This is a genomic window from Pseudomonas putida NBRC 14164, from assembly GCF_000412675.1.
In the GTDB taxonomy this organism is placed as follows: domain Bacteria; phylum Pseudomonadota; class Gammaproteobacteria; order Pseudomonadales; family Pseudomonadaceae; genus Aquipseudomonas; species Aquipseudomonas putida.
In genome coordinates, this window is the sequence record NC_021505.1 from 6,011,659 (window position 1) to 6,031,068 (window position 19,410).

General features: G+C 63.3%; 14 protein-coding genes. 6 read left to right on the forward strand and 8 right to left on the reverse strand.

The window, feature by feature from the left end; genetic code table 11:
- Positions 1 to 379 precede the first annotated feature (379 nt).
- A complete protein-coding gene (gene ycaC, locus PP4_RS26780; protein WP_012274792.1) occupies positions 380 to 1,009 on the reverse strand; it encodes an isochorismate family cysteine hydrolase YcaC in 630 nt (209 codons plus the stop codon).
- A gap of 135 nt (positions 1,010 to 1,144) precedes the next feature.
- Between ycaC (PP4_RS26780) and PP4_RS26785 the strand changes: the two genes are divergently transcribed.
- Positions 1,145 to 2,056, forward strand: coding sequence for a LysR substrate-binding domain-containing protein (locus PP4_RS26785; protein WP_016489788.1), 912 nt, complete (start codon positions 1,145 to 1,147; stop codon positions 2,054 to 2,056).
- A 139-nt stretch (positions 2,057 to 2,195) separates the two neighbouring features.
- On the opposite strand, the gene PP4_RS26790 is transcribed toward PP4_RS26785, so the two are convergent.
- From PP4_RS26790 to ycaC (PP4_RS26800), 3 genes are all read right to left on the reverse strand, one after another.
- Positions 2,196 to 4,037 (reverse strand): amidohydrolase, encoded by a 1,842-nt coding sequence (locus PP4_RS26790; protein WP_162471789.1) that lies wholly within the window; start codon positions 4,035 to 4,037, stop codon positions 2,196 to 2,198.
- A gap of 245 nt (positions 4,038 to 4,282) precedes the next feature.
- Complete coding sequence (locus PP4_RS26795; protein WP_016502201.1) at positions 4,283 to 4,603, reverse strand: hypothetical protein; 321 nt, start codon at positions 4,601 to 4,603, stop codon at positions 4,283 to 4,285.
- Between the two features lie 116 nt (positions 4,604 to 4,719).
- On the reverse strand, positions 4,720 to 5,349 hold the full coding sequence (gene ycaC, locus PP4_RS26800; protein WP_016502202.1) for an isochorismate family cysteine hydrolase YcaC: 630 nt from the start codon (positions 5,347 to 5,349) through the stop codon (positions 4,720 to 4,722).
- A 321-nt stretch (positions 5,350 to 5,670) separates the two neighbouring features.
- On the opposite strand from ycaC (PP4_RS26800), the gene PP4_RS26805 reads away from it, so the two are divergent.
- Positions 5,671 to 7,098 (forward strand): mechanosensitive ion channel family protein, encoded by a 1,428-nt coding sequence (locus PP4_RS26805; RefSeq protein WP_016502203.1) that lies wholly within the window; start codon positions 5,671 to 5,673, stop codon positions 7,096 to 7,098.
- A 107-nt stretch (positions 7,099 to 7,205) separates the two neighbouring features.
- Here PP4_RS26805 and amaA read toward each other — a convergent pair whose 3' ends face one another.
- Positions 7,206 to 8,492, reverse strand: a complete 1,287-nt coding sequence (amaA, locus tag PP4_RS26810; RefSeq protein ID WP_016502204.1) for an L-pipecolate oxidase — start codon at positions 8,490 to 8,492, stop codon at positions 7,206 to 7,208.
- Between the two features lie 147 nt (positions 8,493 to 8,639).
- On the reverse strand, positions 8,640 to 10,130 hold the full coding sequence (gene amaB, locus PP4_RS26815) for an L-piperidine-6-carboxylate dehydrogenase (protein ID WP_012274799.1): 1,491 nt from the start codon (positions 10,128 to 10,130) through the stop codon (positions 8,640 to 8,642).
- Between the two features lie 135 nt (positions 10,131 to 10,265).
- Here amaB and PP4_RS26820 point away from each other — a divergent pair, with 135 nt between their 5' ends.
- A complete protein-coding gene (locus PP4_RS26820; RefSeq protein WP_016502205.1) occupies positions 10,266 to 11,156 on the forward strand; it encodes a LysR family transcriptional regulator in 891 nt (296 codons plus the stop codon).
- Positions 11,157 to 11,296: 140 nt separating this feature from the next.
- Complete coding sequence (gene hglS, locus PP4_RS26825) at positions 11,297 to 12,691, forward strand: 2-oxoadipate dioxygenase/decarboxylase HglS (RefSeq protein ID WP_016502206.1); 1,395 nt, start codon at positions 11,297 to 11,299, stop codon at positions 12,689 to 12,691.
- Positions 12,692 to 12,804: 113 nt separating this feature from the next.
- Here hglS and PP4_RS26830 read toward each other — a convergent pair whose 3' ends face one another.
- A complete protein-coding gene (locus PP4_RS26830; protein WP_016502207.1) occupies positions 12,805 to 13,731 on the reverse strand; it encodes a LysR substrate-binding domain-containing protein in 927 nt (308 codons plus the stop codon).
- Positions 13,732 to 13,887: 156 nt separating this feature from the next.
- Here PP4_RS26830 and PP4_RS26835 point away from each other — a divergent pair, with 156 nt between their 5' ends.
- The gene (locus PP4_RS26835) at positions 13,888 to 15,276 is read left to right on the forward strand and encodes a NorM family multidrug efflux MATE transporter (protein WP_016502208.1); all 1,389 of its coding nucleotides are present in this window, start codon (positions 13,888 to 13,890) and stop codon (positions 15,274 to 15,276) included.
- An 81-nt stretch (positions 15,277 to 15,357) separates the two neighbouring features.
- Here the strand turns inward: PP4_RS26835 and PP4_RS26840 are convergent, their stop codons facing one another.
- A complete protein-coding gene (locus PP4_RS26840; protein ID WP_016502209.1) occupies positions 15,358 to 17,025 on the reverse strand; it encodes a putative bifunctional diguanylate cyclase/phosphodiesterase in 1,668 nt (555 codons plus the stop codon).
- 294 nt (positions 17,026 to 17,319) lie between these two features.
- Here PP4_RS26840 and rep point away from each other — a divergent pair, with 294 nt between their 5' ends.
- Complete coding sequence (gene rep, locus PP4_RS26845; protein ID WP_016502210.1) at positions 17,320 to 19,329, forward strand: DNA helicase Rep; 2,010 nt, start codon at positions 17,320 to 17,322, stop codon at positions 19,327 to 19,329.
- The last annotated feature ends 81 nt before the right edge of the window (positions 19,330 to 19,410 follow it).

Genomic DNA, 19,410 nt, shown 5'->3' on the forward strand with positions numbered 1-19,410 from the left:
TTTGCTCTTGGCGTGCCCGTTTAGCGCCGTTACGCCTTCCGCTCTTTCATGTAGGAGATTTCCCAAAAAGGGTGATAGGCGGGGGGCACGTCATGCTCACCACTTCCAGCGTGAACAGATGACACCGGCAAAAGCCTGTTCCGGAGCAACCTGAATGCGCTCTAAACGGCAGAAGGTTGCTTGAGCCACAGCCCATGAATTGATGCTGCCTGTACCGCCCTCTTCGCGGGTGAACCCGCTCCCACAGGATCACCACTGGTTCTGAAACTGTGCAGTACCTGTGGGAGCGGGCGTGCGCGCGAAGAGGCTGGTACAGCAAACAAAAAAAGCCGGCTCCTGCAGAGGGAGCCGGCCTTTGTGCGTACCGCTACTGGTTTGCTTACTTACCCGCAGTCAGCGCGTTATAGCTGGTCATCAAATTGCGATAATCCGGAATGTGGTTTGAGCACAGCGCAGCCAGCCCTTCGACATCGTTGCGCCAGTCGCGGTGCAGCTCGCAGGCCACGCCGAACCAGGTCATCAGCTGCGCACCGGCCTGGCTCATGCGGTCATGGGCGGCATCGCGGGTCATTTCGTTGAAGGTGCCGGAGGCATCGGTCACGACGAACACATCGAACTCTTCTTCCAGCGCCGACAGCGCCGGGAAGGCTACGCAGACCTCAGTCACCACACCGGCAATGATCAGCTGCTTCTTGCCAGTGGCCTTCACCGCCTTGACGAAGTCTTCGTTGTCCCAGGCGTTGATCTGGCCTGGGCGGGCGATATACGGCGCATCCGGGAACAGCGCTTTCAGCTCTGGCACCAGCGGGCCGTTAGGGCCTTGCTCGAAGCTGGTGGTGAGGATGGTTGGCAGGTTGAAGAACTTGGCCAGGTCAGCCAGGGCCAGTACGTTGTTCTTGAACTTGTCCGGCTCGATGTCGCGCACCAGGGACAGCAGGCCAGCCTGGTGGTCGACCAGCAGTACGGCAGCGTCGTCTTTGTTCAGGCGGTTGTAGGTAAATTTGCTCATGGTCTGTGCTCCTAAGGGTTATGAATTTTTCAGCAATCCGGGGTGTTTCGCGTTGATGGGCACAGATTAAAATCATCACCTTTGCTGCACTAGACTGCGAAAACCGTCCTTAGCGTTCCGTTTGGAGAACGATCATTGGAAGACCTCAACTCCCTCTACTACTTCACCCAAGTCGTGGAGCACGGCGGCTTCGCCCCGGCCGGGCGGGCGCTGGACATGCCCAAGTCGAAACTCAGCCGGCGCATCGCCGACCTTGAAGACCGCCTGGGCGTGCGCCTGCTGCACCGCACCAGCCGGCACTGTTCGCTGACCGAAATCGGCCAGGCCTACTACAACCGTTGCCTGGCCATGCGCGTGGAGGCCGAGGGCGCGGCGGAAATCATCGAGCGCAACCGCAGCGAGCCACGCGGGCTGGTTCGCATCAGTTGCCCCACCACCCTGCTCAACTCCTGGGTCGGGCCGATGCTGACCCGCTACATGCTCAAGTACCCCCAGGTGGAACTGTTCATCGAGAGCACCAACCGCCGCGTCGACCTGCTGCACGAGGGCTTCGACATCGCCCTGCGCGTGCGCTTTCCGCCGCTGGAGAACACCGACATGGTGATGAAGGTGCTGAGCAACAGCACCCAGTGCCTGGTCGGCCAGCCGCACTACCTGGCGCAGTTGCCCAAAGGGTTTGACCCACAGCTGCTGGGCACGCTACCGAGCGTGCATTGGGGCAGCGCCCAGCGCGAGTACCAGTGGGAACTGTTCCAGGGTGAGGACAACAGCCGCAGCATCGTCATCCCGCATACACCGCGCATGGTGACCGACGACCTGTTTGCCCTGCGCCATTTCGTGGTGGCTGGGGTGGGGATCGCGCATTTGCCGCGGGTGGCGGTCCGCGAGGACCTGGCTTCGGGGCGGTTGGTGGAATTACTGCCTGAGTGGCATCCGCGTTGCGGCATCGTGCATGCGATCTTCCCGTCGCGGCGGGGGTTATTGCCGTCGGTGCGGGCGCTGATCGATCATCTGGCTGAGGAATTTGCGATCAGCGACATGGCGTGAGTCGGTGGCTGTCAGTAACGGCCCTTTCGCGGGGCAAGCCCGCTCCCACAAGTTACCCCACTGCCCTCGGGATGGGTGGTGAACCTGTGGGAGCGGGCTTGTCCGGCGAAGCGGCCGTCATTTATCCAGGCAAAGCAGCTTAGAAAGCAAAGCAGGAACAACCCAGCGAACCCCAGAAGCCCTGGAAGTCACTCACCGGCACACTCGAATGCCGGGCCTTTTCATGGCTGTGCGCATGCACGCCGCATGGCCCGCTGCACTGGTGCACGGCGGCTGCCAACGATGGCGTACCGACGCGCCAGTGCCCCGGCACCTTGGCCACTGGCGACCACTCCGGCAGTACCGGCACCTGCGGCGGGCCAAGCCTGTCGAACTCGCCAGCGCCGTACACCACCTTGCCATCGACGATGGTCAGCACCGACTCGATGCCCTTGATCGCCTCTTCATCGACACTGAAGAAGTCCAGCGACAGCGCCGCCAGGTCGGCCAGCTGGCCCACCTTGATCTGGCCCTTCTTGCCCTGCTCGCTGGAGAACCAGGCACTGCCCTGGGTGAACAGTTGCAGTGCGGTATCGCGATCCAGGCCTTCCGGGTACAGCTCCATGCCGCCGACGGTCTTGCCGCTGACCAGCCAGTACAGCGAGGTCCACGGGTTGTAGCTGGACACGCGGGTGGCATCGGTACCGGCACCCACCGGTACGCCCATGTCGAGCATGCGCTTGATGGGCGGGGTCTGCTCGGCAGCCTTGGCGCCGTAGCGGTCGACAAAATACTCACCCTGGAAGGCCATGCGGTCCTGGACGGCGATACCACCGCCCAAGGCGCGCACGCGCTCGATGTTCTGCGGGGTGATGGTTTCGGCGTGGTCGAAGAACCACGGCAGGCCGTTGAACGGGATGTCGCGGTTGACCTTCTCGAACACGTCAAGCATCCGCGTGATCGATTCGTTGTAGGTGGCGTGCAGGCGGAACGGCCAGCGTTGCTCGACCAGGTGACGCACCACCGGCTCCAGCTCTTCTTCCATGGTCTGTGGCAGGTCCGGGCGCGGTTCGAGGAAGTCCTCGAAGTCGGCGGCGGAGAACACCAGCATTTCGCCGGCGCCGTTGTGGCGCAGGAAGTCGGTGCCGCTGTGCAGCTTTACGCTGGAGGTCCACTTCTTGAAGTCGTCCAGCTCTTCCTTGGGCTTCTGGGTGAACAGGTTGTAGGCGATGCGCACAGTCAGCTGGTTGTTGTCGGCCAACTCCTGGATGACCGAGTAGTCGTCAGGGAAGTTCTGATAGCCGCCACCGGCGTCGATGGCACTGGTCAGGCCCAGGCGGTTCAGCTCACGCATGAACTGGCGCGTCGAGTTGACTTGATACTCCAGCGGCAGCTTCGGCCCTTTGGCCAGGGTGGCGTAGAGGATCATCGCGTTCGGGCGGGCGATCAGCATGCCGGTCGGGTTGCCGAACTTGTCGCGTTGAATTTCGCCACCCGGCGGGTTCGGGGTGGCCTTGTCATAGCCGACAGCCTTTAGCGCGGCGCGGTTGAGCAACGCACGGTCATACAGGTGCAACAGGAACACCGGGGTATCGGGCGCAGCCTGGTTGATCTCTTCAAGGGTTGGCATGCGTTTTTCGGCGAACTGGAATTCGTTCCAGCCACCCACCACGCGTACCCACTGCGGGGTGGGCGTGCGCGCAGCCTGGTCCTTGAGCATGCGCAGGGCATCGGCCACCGACGGCACGCCTTCCCAGCGCAGCTCCAGGTTGTAGTTCAGGCCACCGCGGATAAGGTGCAGGTGCGAGTCGTTCAGGCCGGGGATGACCGTGCGCTGCTTGAGGTCGATGATCTGCGTGCTAGTGCCCTTGTGGGCCATGGCCTCGGCGTCGTTGCCCACGGCGATGAAGCGCCCATCCTTGATGGCGACAGCAGTCGCGGTGGGCTTTTCGCGGTCAACGGTGTGCAGTTTGCCATTGAACAGAATCAGGTCAGCGGTCATGGAACCTCCTTGGATGGATGCGTAAGCGGAACCGGCCTGGCCGGCGAAGGGCAATGCAGACCAGAGCGCGCCGGCGGCACCGAGCACGGTGCTGGTGGCGAGGAACTGGCGACGGGTCTTGTCGTTGCGGTCCTGGGACATAGGCTTCTCCGACTGGGGCCGGCAGGGCGACTGCGAAGCATGCCGGTTGATGCACGGTCAGGGCTTGGATGGATGTGCGGTGGGTTGAAGAAGGTTAGCCGTGTTCATACTTTGTGCTGCCCGCGCAGCCAGTTGGCACAGCGGCGGGTTACCCAAGGCATGATGTAGAACACCACGGGCAGGATGACGAACAGGTTGACGATGAGGTTGCCTGTGATCGGGCCGCCCACCTGCGGAAAGCGTGCGAACAGCGGCGCCAGCAGCTGCGGAATGATCATGGTCATCGGGCAGATCACCAGGTAGGTCAGCAGCGCCTGCTTCCAGCGCGGCGGCTGGGCCGGCGTGGCGCCCGTCGGGCTAGCGAGAACCTGGTGTTGCAGGCATACGGTCACCACTTCACGGTTGTCCTGGAGTGCAGTGTTCATCGGCGTTCCTTTGGATGAGCTTGCCCGCATCCACTGTGCAACGGTGAACGGGCGGAGGATTGGATGGGTGTGCTGGCCTTGGCGGGCACCGACTGGCGGTGCCCGGGGACGTCGGCTTACTTGCCGGCGTTGAAGGCGTTGTAGCTGGTCATCAGGTTGCGGTAGTCCGGGATGTGGTTGGAGCACAGCGCGGCCAGGCCTTCAACGTCGTTGCGCCAGTCGCGGTGCAGCTCGCACGCTACGCCGAACCAGGTCATCAACTGCGCACCGGCCTGGCTCATGCGGTTGTGGGCGGCGTCGCGGGTCATGGCGTTGAAGGTGCCGGAGGCATCAGTCACCACGAACACATCAAACTCTTCTTCCAGGGCCGCCAGGGCCGGGAAAGCAACACACACTTCAGTCACGACGCCGGCGATGATCAGCTGCTTCTTGCCGGTGGCCTTTACTGCCTTGACGAAGTCTTCGTTGTCCCAGGCGTTGATCTGGCCGGGGCGAGCGATGTACGGCGCATCCGGGAACAGGGCTTTCAGCTCGGGGACCAGCGGGCCGTTGGGGCCTTGCTCGAAGCTGGTGGTGAGGATGGTCGGCAGGTTGAAGAACTTGGCCAGGTCAGCCAGGGCCAGCACGTTGTTCTTGAAAGCGTCCGGTTCGATGTCACGCACCAGCGACAGCAGGCCAGCCTGGTGATCGACCAGCAGTACGGCAGCGTCGTCTTTGTTCAGGCGGTTGTATTTGAAGTTGGTCATGGTGGTTGCTCCTAAGGGTTTATGTCTTCAGTAAGTTGGGTGTTTCGCGTTGATGGGAGAAGATTAAAACCATCACCTTTGGAGCGGTAGATAGCGGTTTTTGGCTTTAGCGTTCTGTTTTAGGAACGATAGATTGGCGTTAGTTTTGCTGGCCTCTTCGCGGGCTCGCCCGCTCCCACAGGGATCGCACAAGATTCACAACCACCGCTTTACCTGTGGGAGCGGGCAAGCCCGCGAAGGGGCCAGCACAGGCTTGCATTGCCTGCCCGGCAAACCTGCTCTATTACTACCCACAGCCCTCCCCTCACCCCCGAGACCACCATGCTGGCGTTCATCCAGTCGTCCCCGTTGTTGCTCGGCACTACCCTCATCCTGCTCGACCTCGTGCTCTGGCAAGTCATCCCCATGCAGCGCCGTGCCTGGCGCATCGGCACGCGGCTGGTGATATTCCTGCTGTTCAGCTCGGTGCTGGTGGCCGCCGGCATGAGCCCGCTGCAACCGCCACCCTGGCCCGACGATGTCTCGCGCAACCTCATGGCCACGGTATTGGCCATCGGCTGGTGGCTGTTTGGCGCGCGCACGGTCACGGTGGTGTTCGGCCTGCTGCTGGTGGCCCGGGGCAGCCATGGCGGGCGGTTGCTGCAGGATGTGCTGGGGGCGTTGATCTTTCTGGTCGCTGTAGTGGCTGCCGCGGGCTATGTGATGCAATTGCCGGTGAAGGGCTTGCTGGCTACGTCCGGGGTGATGGCCATCGTCATCGGCCTGGCGTTGCAGAGCACCTTGGCGGACGTGTTCAGCGGCATCGTGCTGAACACCACGCGGCCCTATCAGATTGGCGATTCAATCTCCATCGACGGCACCGAAGGCAAGGTGCTGGACATCGACTGGCGCGCCACGCGGCTGCTGACCGGCACCGGCAGCCTGGCGGTGATACCCAACTCGGTCGCGGCCAAGGCGCGGCTGCTCAACCACAGCCGCCCGGCCGATGTGCATGGGGTGTCGATCAGCGTGGTGGTGCCGGCCAAGGTGCGGCCCAAGCGGGTGTTCGATGCGCTGGAAAAGGCCTTGCAGGGCGTGAGTGCCATTCTTGCGACCCCAAAGCCGAAGGTGACGGTGAAGGCCTCGACGCTGGAGTCCGTGGAGTACGAGGCCAGCGGCTTCGTGGCCGACGCGGGCACCAAGGGCGACGCACGCAATCAGCTGTTCGACCTTGCCCACCGGCACCTGGAGGCCAGCGGGGTGATGTGGAACGTGGACCTGGCCCTGCCGCCGCGCAGCCGCCAGCGCGAGGTGCTGGACGAAGTGCGGGTGTTCCGCTCGCTAAGCGATGAGGAGCGTGACGCGCTGAGCCAGCGCATGACGGCGGTGGAGTACCTGGCGGACCAGGTGATCCTGGGCGTGGGTGAGCATTCCGAGCACCTGCTGGTGATTGGCAGCGGGGTGGTGTCGGCGTCGGTGCGTGATGGCGACAAGCGGATCGAGGCTGGGCGCATGGGGCCGGGTGAGGTGCTGGGGATCGAGGGGATCATCGATGAGGATGACTCGTTCGCCGAGTTCCGCACACTGACCGGTTGCGTGCTGTACCGCATCGAAAAGGACCAGGTGAAGAGCTGTTTGCAGCAGCGTGGCGAGGTGCAGACGGCGTTGAGCAAACTGCAGCGGTTCCGGCGGCAAAGCCGAGAGTCGTTGTTGCTGCAAAAGCCAACCCTGATCAAGAAAGGCGGCTTCCTCAGCTGGTTGCACAAGTAAATCTGGCCGGCCTCTTCGCGGGCATGCCCGCTCCCACAAGAACCCCACAGGCTTCAGCATCTGCGCGATTCCTGTGGGAGCGGGCGTGCCCGCGAAGAGGCCAGTACTTACAACACAACCCTCAGGCACTGCCCCGCGTGGTACAGCGAGAAGCCGGATTCGTAGAACGCGGTCCGCAGCGAAGGCGCACTCACGCCGCTCATTGGCGAGAACGGAATCGGCAGGCTGTCCGCGTCACCCTTGAGCAGAAACTCCGCAAACGCACGGCCGATTACGGTACCCGTGGTGTTGCCCCGCCCGTTGTAACCCGTAACCGCAACCAACCCTGGCGCCGGCTCGAACAGGCGCATCAGGTGGTCAGGGGTAAAGTCGATACAGCCGGTCCAGTGCATTTCCCACTCGACCTTGCCCAGCTCCGGGTAGTAGTGGCTCTGGATACGGTCTGCCCAGCTGCGCACAAACCACGCTGGCTTGTTATCGACCCGCCCCAGGCTGCCGAGCAGCAGGCGGCCCTGATCGTCGCGGCGGATGCTGCTAAGCACGGTGCGGGTGTCCCACGAGCCTTGGCCATGTGGCAGTACCTTGTCGGCCGCGGCACCCTGCAGCGGCTTGGACGCCACCTGGTAGTAGTAACCACGGAAGAACTGCTTCTGCAGGTTGCTCCAGTCGCCTTCGGTGTACGCGCCAGTGGAAACAACCACCTTGTCGGCGCGCACCGAGCCACGCGCAGTCTTCACCCGCCAGCCATCGCCATCACGTTCCAGGCCTTCGACCGAAGACTGCTGGAACAGCTTGCCACCCAGGCGCGCCACGGCAGCCGCCAGGCCTTGGGTATAGCCCATGGGGTTGATGGTGCCGGCGCGGCGGTCGAGCAACGCGGCGGAAATCTTGTTGGTACCGCAGTATTCCTGGCACTGGGTGCCGGTCAGCAACTCCACGTCGGCACCACGGCGGCGCCATTGTTCGTGGCGGGCCTCGAGGTCAGCGATGCCGGTGGCGTTGTGCGCCATGTGCAGCGTGCCTTTGTGCTGGGCCTGGCAGTCGATGCCCAGGCGCTCGATCATGGCGAACACTTCAGCCGGGGCTTCGCCAAGCACCTTGTTCAGGCGGCTGCCCTGCTTCTGGCCAAGGGTGGCCTCGACGTCGTCGGGGCGGATCCAGGTACCGGCGTTGACCAGGCCGACGTTGCGCCCGGAGCCACCGTGGCCGATCTTCCAGGCCTCAAGCAGGATCACCGACTTGCCCTGTTCGAGCAGGTGGATGGCCGCCGACAGGCCAGTGATGCCACCGCCGATCACGCAGACATCAGCCTTGTGCTCACCGGCCAGGGCCTGGGCGGCAACGGTCGGTTTGCTGACGAATTCCCACAAGCATTCTTGACGCAGTTCGGACATGGCCGGCTCCAGCAATTTGTTCTTGTTGGGGCTGCTTCGCAGCCCATTCGCGGCACAAGGCCGCTCCTACAGGAGATCGCGATGCCTGTGTAGGAGCGGCCTTGTGCCGCGAACCGGGGGCTTTGCCCCCGGCCATGTAGCATCGAATCAGTCGAACACGATACCCTGCGCCAGCGGCAGCTCGCGCGAGTAGTTCACGGTGTTGGTCTGGCGACGCATGTAGCCTTTCCAGGCATCCGAACCCGACTCACGACCACCGCCGGTTTCCTTCTCGCCACCAAACGCACCGCCGATCTCGGCGCCGCTGGTACCGATGTTGACGTTGGCGATACCGCAGTCGCTGCCCGAAGCACTCTGGAAGCGCTCGGCTTCACGGATGTCGGTGGTGAAGATGCACGACGACAGGCCTTGTGGCACTTCGTTGTTCAGGCGCAGGGCCTCTTCGAAGTCGTCGTAGGCCAGCACATACAGGATCGGGGCGAAGGTTTCGTGGCGCACCACGTCGCTCTGCGCCGGCATTTCGGCAATGGCAGGCGACACGTAGTAGGCGTTCGGGTACTGGTCGGCCAGCTGACGCTCGCCACCAAACACCTGGCCACCTTCGTCGCGGGCCTTGGCCAGCGCGCCCTGCATGGCGTCGAACGACAGCTTGTCGATCAGCGGGCCCACCAGGTTGTCCTTGCGCGGGTCGCCGATACGCACTTTGCCGTAGGCGGCTTTGACGCGGGCAACCACTTCGTCCTTGATCGAGCGGTGCACGATCAGGCGGCGCAGGGTGGTGCAACGCTGGCCGGCGGTGCCGACAGCCGAGAACAGGATGCCGCGCACGGCCAGGTCCAGGTCGGCGCTCGGCGCCAGGATCATGGCGTTGTTGCCGCCCAGTTCGAGGATGCTGCGGCCGAAGCGGGCAGCCACACGTGGGCCGACTTCGCGACCCATGCGGGTGCTGCCGGTGGCGCTGACCAGCGGTACGCGCGGGTCATCGACCATGGCTTCGCCGGCTTCACGGCCACCGATTACCAGTTGTGCCAGGCCAGCCGGGGCGTCGCCGAAGGCTTTCAGGGCTTTTTCGAACAGCGCCTGGCAGGCCAGGGCGGTCAGCGGGGTCTTTTCAGACGGTTTCCACACCACCGAGTTACCGGCCACCAGGGCCAGGGCGGTGTTCCAGGCCCAGACGGCGACCGGGAAGTTGAAGGCGCTGATCACGCCAACCACGCCCAGCGGGTGCCAGGTTTCACGCATGTGGTGGCCCGGGCGCTCGGAGGCGATGGTCAGGCCGTACAGCTGGCGCGACAGGCCCACGGCGAAGTCGCAGATGTCGATCATTTCCTGCACTTCGCCCAGGCCTTCCTGGGTGATCTTGCCGGCTTCGATCGAGACCAGCTCGCCCAGGTCGGCCTTGTGCTCACGCAGCACTTCACCGAACAGGCGCACCAGTTCGCCACGGCGCGGGGCCGGCACAGTGCGCCAGGCGTCGAAAGCGCTCTGGGCCTGATCGATGCGCGCGATGGTCTCGGCCTTGCCGAGCAGTTTCACCGAGGCGATCTGGCTGCCGTCGATCGGCGTGTGAACAGGGTAGTCGCCCTGGGTATAAGCCTCGGCGGCAACGCCAAGGCGCTCGAGCAATCCAGCAACCATTTGTGCATCTCCTACATCGGTGATGGGGTGGAAAAATGATGTGGATCAGTATTAATCCGATCACATAGGTACAACAAACGACCTTTATTCCGCATATCATTCCGTCAGGTAATGATTTGAGCCGCAGAGACCGCTATGTCCAAACGCCTGGTGCCATCCATGACCGCCCTGCAGTGCTTTGAAGCTGCAGCCCGCCATTTGAGCTTTACCCGTGCCGCCGAAGAACTGCACCTGACCCAGAGCGCCGTCAGCAAGCAGGTGGCGCAGCTTGAAGACATGCTGCGCCACCACCTTTTCCTGCGCATCCGGCGGCGCTTGCAACTGACCCCAGCCGGCAGCCTGTACCTGGCCGAGGTCAACAAGATCCTCACCCAGGTGGATATGTCCAGCCGCTACGTGCTCACCTACGGCGAGCAGACCGAGATATTGAAGGTAGCCACTCAACCGAGTTTTGGCGTGCGCTGGTTGATCCCGCACCTCAAGGGTTTTGGCAAACGCCACACCAACATCCACCTGGACATCCGCAACGAGATGGAGCCGTTCGCCCTGCTGCAGGGCTCGGCGGACGTGGTGTTCTTCTATGGCCAAGGCACGTGGCCGGGGGCCACCTGCGTGGAGCTGTTCCGTGAGGAAGTAGTGCCGGTGTGTGCGCCGGAGCTGCTGGCCGGGCGCACGCTGGGCGATGCTGCAGACCTGGCCGACCTGGTGCTGCTGCAAAGCACTTCGCGGCCGGAGGCCTGGCATGAGTGGTTCCTGGAGCTGGGATTGCAGAGCGTCAGCGCCTACCACGGGCCGCGCTTCGATACGTTCTATATGGCGTTGAGCGCGGCACAGGCCGGTTGCGGGGTGGCGCTGGTGCCGCGTTACCTGGCGGCGAAGGAACTGGCGGAAGGGAGCCTGGTGGTGCCGTGGAGCCATGCGATGCGCAGTGCCGGGGCGCATTACCTGGCGTATGCCGAGCATGCGGCGGAGGTGCCCAAGGTGCGGGCGTTGGTGGAGTGGATTCAGGAGCAGCTTCAGCCTTGAGATTGCCGGGGCCGCTTTGCGGCCCCAATGGCCCTGAAGGTCGATCAAAAAAGGAATGACACACTCACTTTTTTTCGCTTGTGAGCCAAGTGCATTCCCAGCTTTCATGTAAGCGTCCGAACCCAACCAGGAAGCTAGCGATGCCCGCCCACGATTTCGTCAGCCCAGACAGCATCCGCGCGCAGTTCTCTGCCGCCATGTCGCTCATGTACAAACAGGAAGTGCCGCTGTACGGCACGCTGCTGGAGCTGGTGAGCGAAATCAACCAGCAGGTCATGGCCCAGCAGCCCAAGGTTGCCGAAGCCCTGCGCTGGACCGGCGAAATCGAGCGCCTGGACCACGAACGCCACGGCGCCATCCGCGTCGGCACCGCTGAAGAACTGGCCACTATCGCCCGCCTGTTTGCCGTCATGGGCATGCAACCGGTCGGCTACTACGACCTGAGCTCCGCCGGCGTGCCGGTGCACTCCACCGCTTTTCGCGCAGTACACGAGCAGTCGCTGCACGTCAGCCCGTTCCGTGTGTTCACCTCGCTGCTGCGCCTGGAGCTGATCGACAACCCGCAGCTGCGTGAGCTGGCACAGAGCATCCTGGCCAAGCGGCAGATCTTCACCACCCGCGCCTTGGAACTGATCGCCCAGTGCGAGCGCGATGGCGGCCTGAACGCAGCCGATGCCGAAGCGTTCGTGCAGGAAGCGCTGCACACTTTCCGCTGGCACCATGACGCCACCGTCACCGCCGAGCAGTACCAGCAACTGCACGACCAGCACCGCCTGATTGCCGATGTGGTGGCCTTCAAGGGCCCACACATCAACCACCTCACCCCACGCACCCTGGACATCGATGCGATCCAGCTCGGCATGCCGGCCAAGGGCATCCCGCCGAAGGCCGTGGTCGAAGGCCCGCCCACCCGCCGCCATCCGATCCTGCTGCGCCAGACCAGCTTCAAGGCCTTGCAGGAAAAGGTCGCGTTCAGCGACCAGCAGGGTAGCGAAGGCAGCCACACCGCGCGCTTTGGCGAGATCGAGCAACGTGGCGCGGCCCTGACGCCGAAAGGCCGCCAGCTGTACGACAAGCTGCTCGACGCCACCCGCGCCGCCCTGGGTGGCGCACCGGCCGAAGCCAATGCCGAGCGCTACATGACCTTGCTCAAAGATACCTTTGCCGAATTCCCGGATGACCTGGCGCAGATGCGTGAACAGGGCCTGGCGTACTTCCGCTACTTTGCCACTGAGAAAGGCCTGGCTGCGCGTGGCCAGGAGGGCCGCCCGACCACCCTGCAAGGGCTGATCGACGCTGGCCATGTGCATTTCGAAGCGCTGGTGTATGAGGACTTCCTGCCGGTGAGTGCGGCGGGGATCTTCCAGTCCAACCTGGGCGACGATGCACAGGCCGAATACGGCAGCAATGCCAACCGCGATGCGTTCGAAGCGGCGCTCGGGCTGCCGGTGCAGGATGAGCTGGCACTGTATGCGCAAAGCGAGCGCCGCTCGCTGCAGGCCTGTGCGCAGGCGTTGAACCTGGGTTCGATGTAAAACCGTACGGGCCTCTTCGCGGGCTTGCCCGCTCCCACAGGTAATACACAGTATTGAAGCCTGTGCGATCCGTGTGGGAGCGGGCGAGCCCGCGAAGAGGCCGGTACGGGCGATCAGAGAGGCGGCAGGATTTCCACATCCGGCAAATCCATCGCCGCCACCTCGTCTGCCAGAAAATCACTCAAGCGCCGCAACCGTTCGCCACCCGGCCGGGTGCGCGGCCATACCAGGTAGTAGTCCATCCCACTGGGCACTGCTGTCGGCCAAGGCAGGCTCAACCGCCCCTGCGCCACATCTTCGGCCACCATCAGCAAATCACCCATGGAAATCCCGTAGCCCCGTGCAGCGGCAATCATGCCCAGCTCCAGGGTGTCGAACACCTGCCCGCCCTTGAGCGAAACCTTGTCGCCAAGCCCCATGCGCTCCAGCCATTCCCGCCAGTCACGCTTGTCTACCGTGGGGTGCAGCAGTTCGATAGAGGCCAGCCGGCCCACGTCCCAAGGCTCTTCGTCGAGCAGGTCCGGCGCACCGACCGGGATCAGCAACTCCGGAAACAGCTTGCGCACCTCCCACTCCGCCGGGAACACGCCGTCGCTGAGCAACACTGCGCAATCGAACGGTTCCTGGTTGAAGTCCACATGGTCGACGTCCATCCATGCGCTGGTCAGCTGCACTTCGTTGCCCGGTTGCAGGTGGCGGAACCGGCTAAGGCACGCCAGCAACCAGCGCATGGTCAGGGTCGATGGGGCTTTCATGCGCAAGATGTCATCTTCGCCGCGCAAGTTATCGCAGGCCCGCTCCAGCGCCGCAAAGCCTTCGCGCACCCCGGGCAACAGCACCCGCGCCGCTTCGGTCAACTGCAGGCTGCGGCCACTGCGCACGAACAGGCGGCAGGCAAAGTGCTCTTCCAACGTACGGATATGCCGGCTGACAGCACTTTGGGTAATCGACAGCTCTTCGCCCGCACGGGTGAACGAGCAAAGCCGTGCAGCAGCTTCGAATGCGCGCAGGGCATACAACGGAGGGAGCTGTCGGGACATGAGGCACCTGCCATACGGGACTGTGGAGCGAATCACCAATGAGCATATATACATGAGTCAGACTCATGCCAAGGATCGCTTTTATCCTTTTGTGCAAAGTTGACCGAAGCCTCAGAATCGCCCTTCGTTGTTTTCCCCAGGAAAAAGGACCACCCCATGCATGTCGCGCCCACCACAGAACTCAAGGCTTTGCTGCGCCTGGCCGGGCCGCTGATCGCCTCGCAGTTGGCGCACATGCTGATGGTGCTGACCGACACCCTGATGATGGCCCGTATCAGCCCGCAAGCGCTGGCCGGTGGCGGCCTGGGCGCGGCAAGCTACTCATTCGTGTCGATCTTTTGCCTGGGCGTGATCGCTGCGGTCGGCACGCTGGTGGCGATCCGCAAGGGCGCCAACGACATCGAAGGTGCCACCCGCCTGGCACAGAACGGCGTGTGGCTGGCCTGGGGCCTGGCGCTGATCGCCGCGCTGGCCCTCTGGAACCTTGAGCCGGTACTGCTACTGTTCGGGCAACAGCCCGAAAACGTTGCCTCGGCCGCCGAATTCCTCACCCTGCTGCCGCTGGCGCTGCCCAGTTACCTGACCTTCATGGCCTTGCGTGGCTTTACCAGCGCGCTGGGTCGCTCGACCCCGGTGATGGTGATCAGTGTGGTCGGCACGGTGCTCAACTACCTGTTCAACGTGGCGTTGATCGAAGGCATGTTCGGGCTGCCAAAGCTGGGCCTGATGGGCATCGGCCTGGTCACCGCAGTGGTATCGCTGGGCATGGCCATCGCCCTTGCCCTGTACATCCGCTGGCATTCGGCCTACGCCGCCTACCCGCTGCGCAAAGGCCTGTCACGCCCGTCGCTGCCAGCCCTGCGCGAGCTGTGGCGGCTGGGCCTGCCAATTGGTGGTACCTACATGGTGGAAGTGGGCCTGTTCGCCTTCGCCGCGCTGTGCATGGGCGTGCTGGGCAGTACCGAACTGGCGGCACACCAGATCGCCCTGCAGATCGTGTCCACGGCGTTCATGGTGCCGACGGGCTTGTCCTATGCGGTGACCATGCGCGTGGGCTTGTACTACGGCGCTGGCAACCTGCTGGCGGCGCGCAGTGCCGGGCGCGTGGGTATCGGGTTCGGGGCAATGATCATGTTTGCCTTCGCCGCCCTGTTCCTGCTGCTGCCCGAAGCGCTGGTGGGGCTGTTCATCGACCGCAATGACCCGGCCTTTGCCGCGATCTTCCAGGTGGCCGTGCAATTGTTGATGGTGGCGGCGTGGTTCGAGCTGTTCGATGGCATGCAGACGATTGCCATGGGCTCGATCCGTGGCCTGAAAGATGCCAAGACCACCTTCCTGATCGGGCTGGTGTGCTACTGGCTGGTGGGGGCGCCGAGCGCCTGGTTGTTCACCTTTACCCTGGGCGGTGGGGCGGTGGGGATCTGGTGGGGGCTGGCGCTGGGGCTGGCGTGTGCGGCGGTGGCGCTGACCTTTGGCTTTGAGTGGCGGATGAAGCGGCTTTTGAGAAAGGCGGTGGCGCGCGCAGGGGCTGCTGCTTCGGCCTGACTTCAGGGCCTCTTCGCGGGCACGCCCGCTCCCACAGGGTTGTGCGGTCCCTGTGGGAGCGGGCGTGCCCGCGAAAGGGCCCTAAAGGACAGCATCCAACTGACAGCCAGGCACCTTCAGCAAAAAATCGATCAACTCCCCGACCGGCAGCGGCTTGCTGACCAAAAAGCCCTGCACCTGATCACAGCCAAACCCACGCAACAACGCCAGCTGCTCTTCGCTCTCCACCCCCTCGGCCACCACTTCGAGGTTGAGGTTGTGCGCCAGGTTGATCATGGCGTGCACCAGCTTGCGGTTTTCCTCGCGCATTTCCATTCCCGCGACAAAACTGCGGTCCACCTTCAGCAAAGTGATCGGCAAGCTGTTGAGGTGTACGAACGAAGAAAACCCGGTGCCGAAATCGTCGAGCGAGAAGCGCACGCCCAGCCGGCCGAGGGCGTCCATGGTCTGGCGTACCAGCTCGTTGCGGCGCATCACCGCCGTTTCGGTCAGTTCGAATTCCAGCCAGCGGGCGTCCACGCCATGCTCAAGGATCAGGCGACTCAGGGTGGCTAGCAGCTGGCTGTCCTGGAACTGGCGGAAACTCAGGTTGACCGCCATGTGCAGCGGCTCCAGGCCGCGCTCGCACAGCGCCTGCATGTCGCGCAAGGCACGGGAGATGACCCAGTAGCCCAAGGGCACGATCAGGCCGCTCTGCTCGGCCAGAGGCACGAATTCGCTGGGCGGTAACAGCCCGCGTTCGGCATGGCGCCAGCGCACCAGCGCCTCCAGGCCGACAATGCGCCCGTCGGCCAGGTCGAGCCGCGGCTGGTAATGCAGCTCCAGCTCGTCACGGCGCAGCGCGCGGCGCAGCTCGCTTTCCAGGTCGGCAAGGCTGCGGGCGTTGCGATTGATGCGTTCATTGAACACATGGAAGGTGCAGCCCTGGCTGCCCTTGGCCTGGCGCATGGCGATGTGCGCATGCCACATCAGCGGGTCGGCACCGCTCTGCGCGCGGGCATGGGCCAGGCCCAGGCTGCAACCCAGCAGCAGGCTTTCGCCGTCGATCCAGTAGGGTTCGGCCAGGGCCTCGACGATGCGCTCGGCAATCCACTCGGCACGGTTGGCGTCGCGGCGGGTGTCGATCAGCAAGGCGAACTCGTCGCTGCCCAGGCGAGCCAGCTGGTCGCCTGCTTCGAGCTGGTTTTGCAGCCGCGCCACCACCTGCAGGATCAAGCGGTCGCCGCTCTGGTGGCCGAGCGCATCGTTGACGTGGCGGAAGTTGTCCAGGTCCAGGTGGCCCAAGGCAATGCCACGGCCCTCGTTCTCGGCCAGGCGCGCGGTCAGCAAGGCCTGGAAGCCCTGGCGGTTGGCGATGCCGGTCAGTGGGTCCTGTTCGGCCAGGCGCTGCAAAGTGGCCACCAGCACCCCGCGTTCGCGCACATGGCGCAGCGAGCGGCGCAGGGTGTCGGCATTGAGCTGGTCGCGTACCAGCCAGTCGCTGACGGCGCTGGGCGCCACCTCGGGCTCGTGGTCCAGCAGCAGAATAGTTGGCAGCTCGCAGCGCCCAGGCACCGGCTGCAAGGCCGGAGTTGCCAGCACCACGGCCTGGCGATCATGGCTGAACAGGCTATCGACCGAGTCCCAGTCAGGCGCGGTCAGCAGCACGGCACTGCCGTTAAGGGCAGGCATGCAGGCGTGCAACAAGGCGGCCCATTGCGGCTCATCAGCCAACAGCAGCAAACGCAAAGGTTCGACAGGCGTGGACAAGCGGGCTCCTTAGGACTTCACGGTGCAACGATATCTGCCAGTATGCTACTGCATTAATGAAAATGATTTTCACTTTTATACATGCATTTGCGGGCGTAGCATCCCGACGTATTTTGTCGTGCATCGTGCTCGAAACCAGACGAGCCGGCAAATATGATTTTTTCAGTTGCTAGCATTAGTGGCGCTAATAATGATGCGGACAAAAGTCTGACTCAGACGTCAGACGGTCGCGCCACAACCGCCCCATGCCTGTTAGAATGCGCGGCTATTTTCTGGCGACCCCCGGTTTCTAGCATGTCCCGACTCAATCCCAGGCAGCAAGAAGCCCGTGACTACGTCGGCGGCCCTCTTTTGGTGCTCGCCGGTGCAGGTTCGGGCAAGACCAGCGTGATCACGCGCAAGATTGCCCACCTCATCCAGAACTGCGGCATCCGTGCCCAGTACATCGTGGCGATGACCTTCACCAACAAGGCCGCACGCGAGATGAAGGAGCGGGTCGCCACCCTGCTGCGCCCGGGGGAAGGCCGTGGCCTGACGGTGTGTACCTTCCACAACCTGGGCCTGAACATCATCCGCAAGGAGCACGACAAGCTGGGCTACAAGCCAGGCTTCTCGATCTTCGACGAGTCCGACATCAAGGCGTTGCTGTCGGACATCATGCAGAAGGAATACTCCGGCGACGACGGCATCGACGAGATCAAGAACATGATCGGTGCCTGGAAGAACGACCTGGTCCTGCCACCCGAGGCCCTGGAAAAGGCGCGCAACCCGCGCGAGCAGACCGCCGCCATCGTCTACACCCACTACCAGCGCACGCTCAAAGCGTTTAACGCGGTGGACTTCGACGACCTGATCCTGCAGCCGGTCAAACTGTTCCAGGAGCACCCCGAGGTACTGGAGCGCTGGCAGAACCGCGTGCGCTACCTGCTGGTGGACGAATACCAGGACACCAATGCCAGCCAGTACCTGCTGGTGAAAATGCTGATCGGCATGCGCAACCAGTTCACCGTGGTGGGTGACGACGACCAGTCGATCTATGCCTGGCGTGGTGCCCGCCCCGAAAACCTGATGCTGCTCAAGGAGGACTACCCCTCCCTGAAGATCGTCATGCTCGAGCAGAACTACCGCTCCACCAGCCGCATCCTGCGCTGTGCCAACGTGTTGATCGCCAACAACCCGCACGCGTTCGAGAAACAGCTGTGGAGCGAGATGGGCGTGGGCGACGAAATCCGCGTCATCCGCTGCAAGAACGAGGAAGCCGAGGCTGAACGCGTGGCCATGGAAATCCTCACCTTGCACCTGCGCACCAATCGCCCGTACAGCGATTTCGCAATCCTCTACCGCGGTAACTACCAGGCCAAGCTGATCGAACTGAAGCTGCAGCACCACCAGGTGCCGTATCGCCTGTCGGGCGGCAACAGCTTCTTCGGCCGCCAGGAGGTAAAGGACCTGATGGCCTACCTGCGCCTGTTGGTGAACCCGGACGATGACAACGCCTACCTGCGGGTAATCAACGTACCGCGCCGCGAAATCGGCTCCACCACCCTGGAAAAGCTCGGCAACTATTCCACCGAGCGCGGCATTTCTATGTACGCCGCCAGCGAGGAGCTGGGCCTGGGTGAGCACCTGGACGCCCGCTACACCGAGCGTTTGCAGCGCTTCAAGCACTGGCTCGACGGGGTACGCCACAAGGTAGCCCTGGAAGACCCGATTGCCGCGCTGCACGAGATGATCCGCGATATCGACTACGAGAACTGGATCCGCCAGCAGACCGCCAGCGACAAGGCGGCGGAGTTCCGGATCAGCAACGTCTGGTTCCTGGTCGAAGCGCTGAAAAACACCCTCGAGAAGGACGAAGAGGGTGACATGACCATCGAGGACGCCATCGGCAAGCTGGTGTTGCGTGACATGCTCGAGCGTCAGCAGGAAGAAGAAGAGAACGCCGAAGGTGTGCAGATGATGACCCTGCACGCCTCCAAGGGCCTGGAATTTCCCTACGTGTTCATCATGGGCATGGAAGAGGAAATCCTCCCGCACCGCTCCAGCATCGAGGCCGACACCATCGAAGAGGAACGCCGCCTGGCCTACGTGGGCATTACCCGTGCGCGCCAGACCCTGGCCTTCACCTTCGCTGCCAAGCGCAAGCAGTACGGTGAAATCATCGACTGCACGCCCAGCCGGTTCCTTGACGAACTGCCTCCGGACGACCTGGCCTGGGAGGGCCTGGACGATGCGCCGGTCGAAGTAAAGGCCGCACGCGGCAACAACGCCCTGGCCGATATCCGGGCAATGCTCAAACGCTGATCAACCATTACTCTTAAACTTTGCCGCTATTTGCGGCCACGGTGGTTTGTATGGCCGATTTGTGAGCTCAAATTCGAGTGC

Excerpts from the sequence above, each read along its gene's own strand:
- ycaC (WP_012274792.1), bottom strand. The coding sequence starts at position 1,009 with ATGAGCAAATTTACCTACAACCGCCTGAACAAAGACGACGCTGCCGTA.
- PP4_RS26790 (WP_162471789.1), bottom strand. The coding sequence starts at position 4,037 with ATGACCGCTGACCTGATTCTGTTCAATGGCAAACTGCACACCGTTGAC.
- PP4_RS26820 (WP_016502205.1), top strand. The coding sequence starts at position 10,266 with ATGTCCAAACGCCTGGTGCCATCCATGACCGCCCTGCAGTGCTTTGAA.
- hglS (WP_016502206.1), top strand. The coding sequence starts at position 11,297 with ATGCCCGCCCACGATTTCGTCAGCCCAGACAGCATCCGCGCGCAGTTC.
- ycaC (WP_016502202.1), bottom strand. The coding sequence starts at position 5,349 with ATGACCAACTTCAAATACAACCGCCTGAACAAAGACGACGCTGCCGTA.
- PP4_RS26830 (WP_016502207.1), bottom strand. The coding sequence starts at position 13,731 with ATGTCCCGACAGCTCCCTCCGTTGTATGCCCTGCGCGCATTCGAAGCT.
- PP4_RS26795 (WP_016502201.1), bottom strand. The coding sequence starts at position 4,603 with ATGAACACTGCACTCCAGGACAACCGTGAAGTGGTGACCGTATGCCTG.
- PP4_RS26805 (WP_016502203.1), top strand. The coding sequence starts at position 5,671 with ATGCTGGCGTTCATCCAGTCGTCCCCGTTGTTGCTCGGCACTACCCTC.
- amaA (WP_016502204.1), bottom strand. The coding sequence starts at position 8,492 with ATGTCCGAACTGCGTCAAGAATGCTTGTGGGAATTCGTCAGCAAACCG.
- PP4_RS26835 (WP_016502208.1), top strand. The coding sequence starts at position 13,888 with ATGCATGTCGCGCCCACCACAGAACTCAAGGCTTTGCTGCGCCTGGCC.
- rep (WP_016502210.1), top strand. The coding sequence starts at position 17,320 with ATGTCCCGACTCAATCCCAGGCAGCAAGAAGCCCGTGACTACGTCGGC.
- amaB (WP_012274799.1), bottom strand. The coding sequence starts at position 10,130 with ATGGTTGCTGGATTGCTCGAGCGCCTTGGCGTTGCCGCCGAGGCTTAT.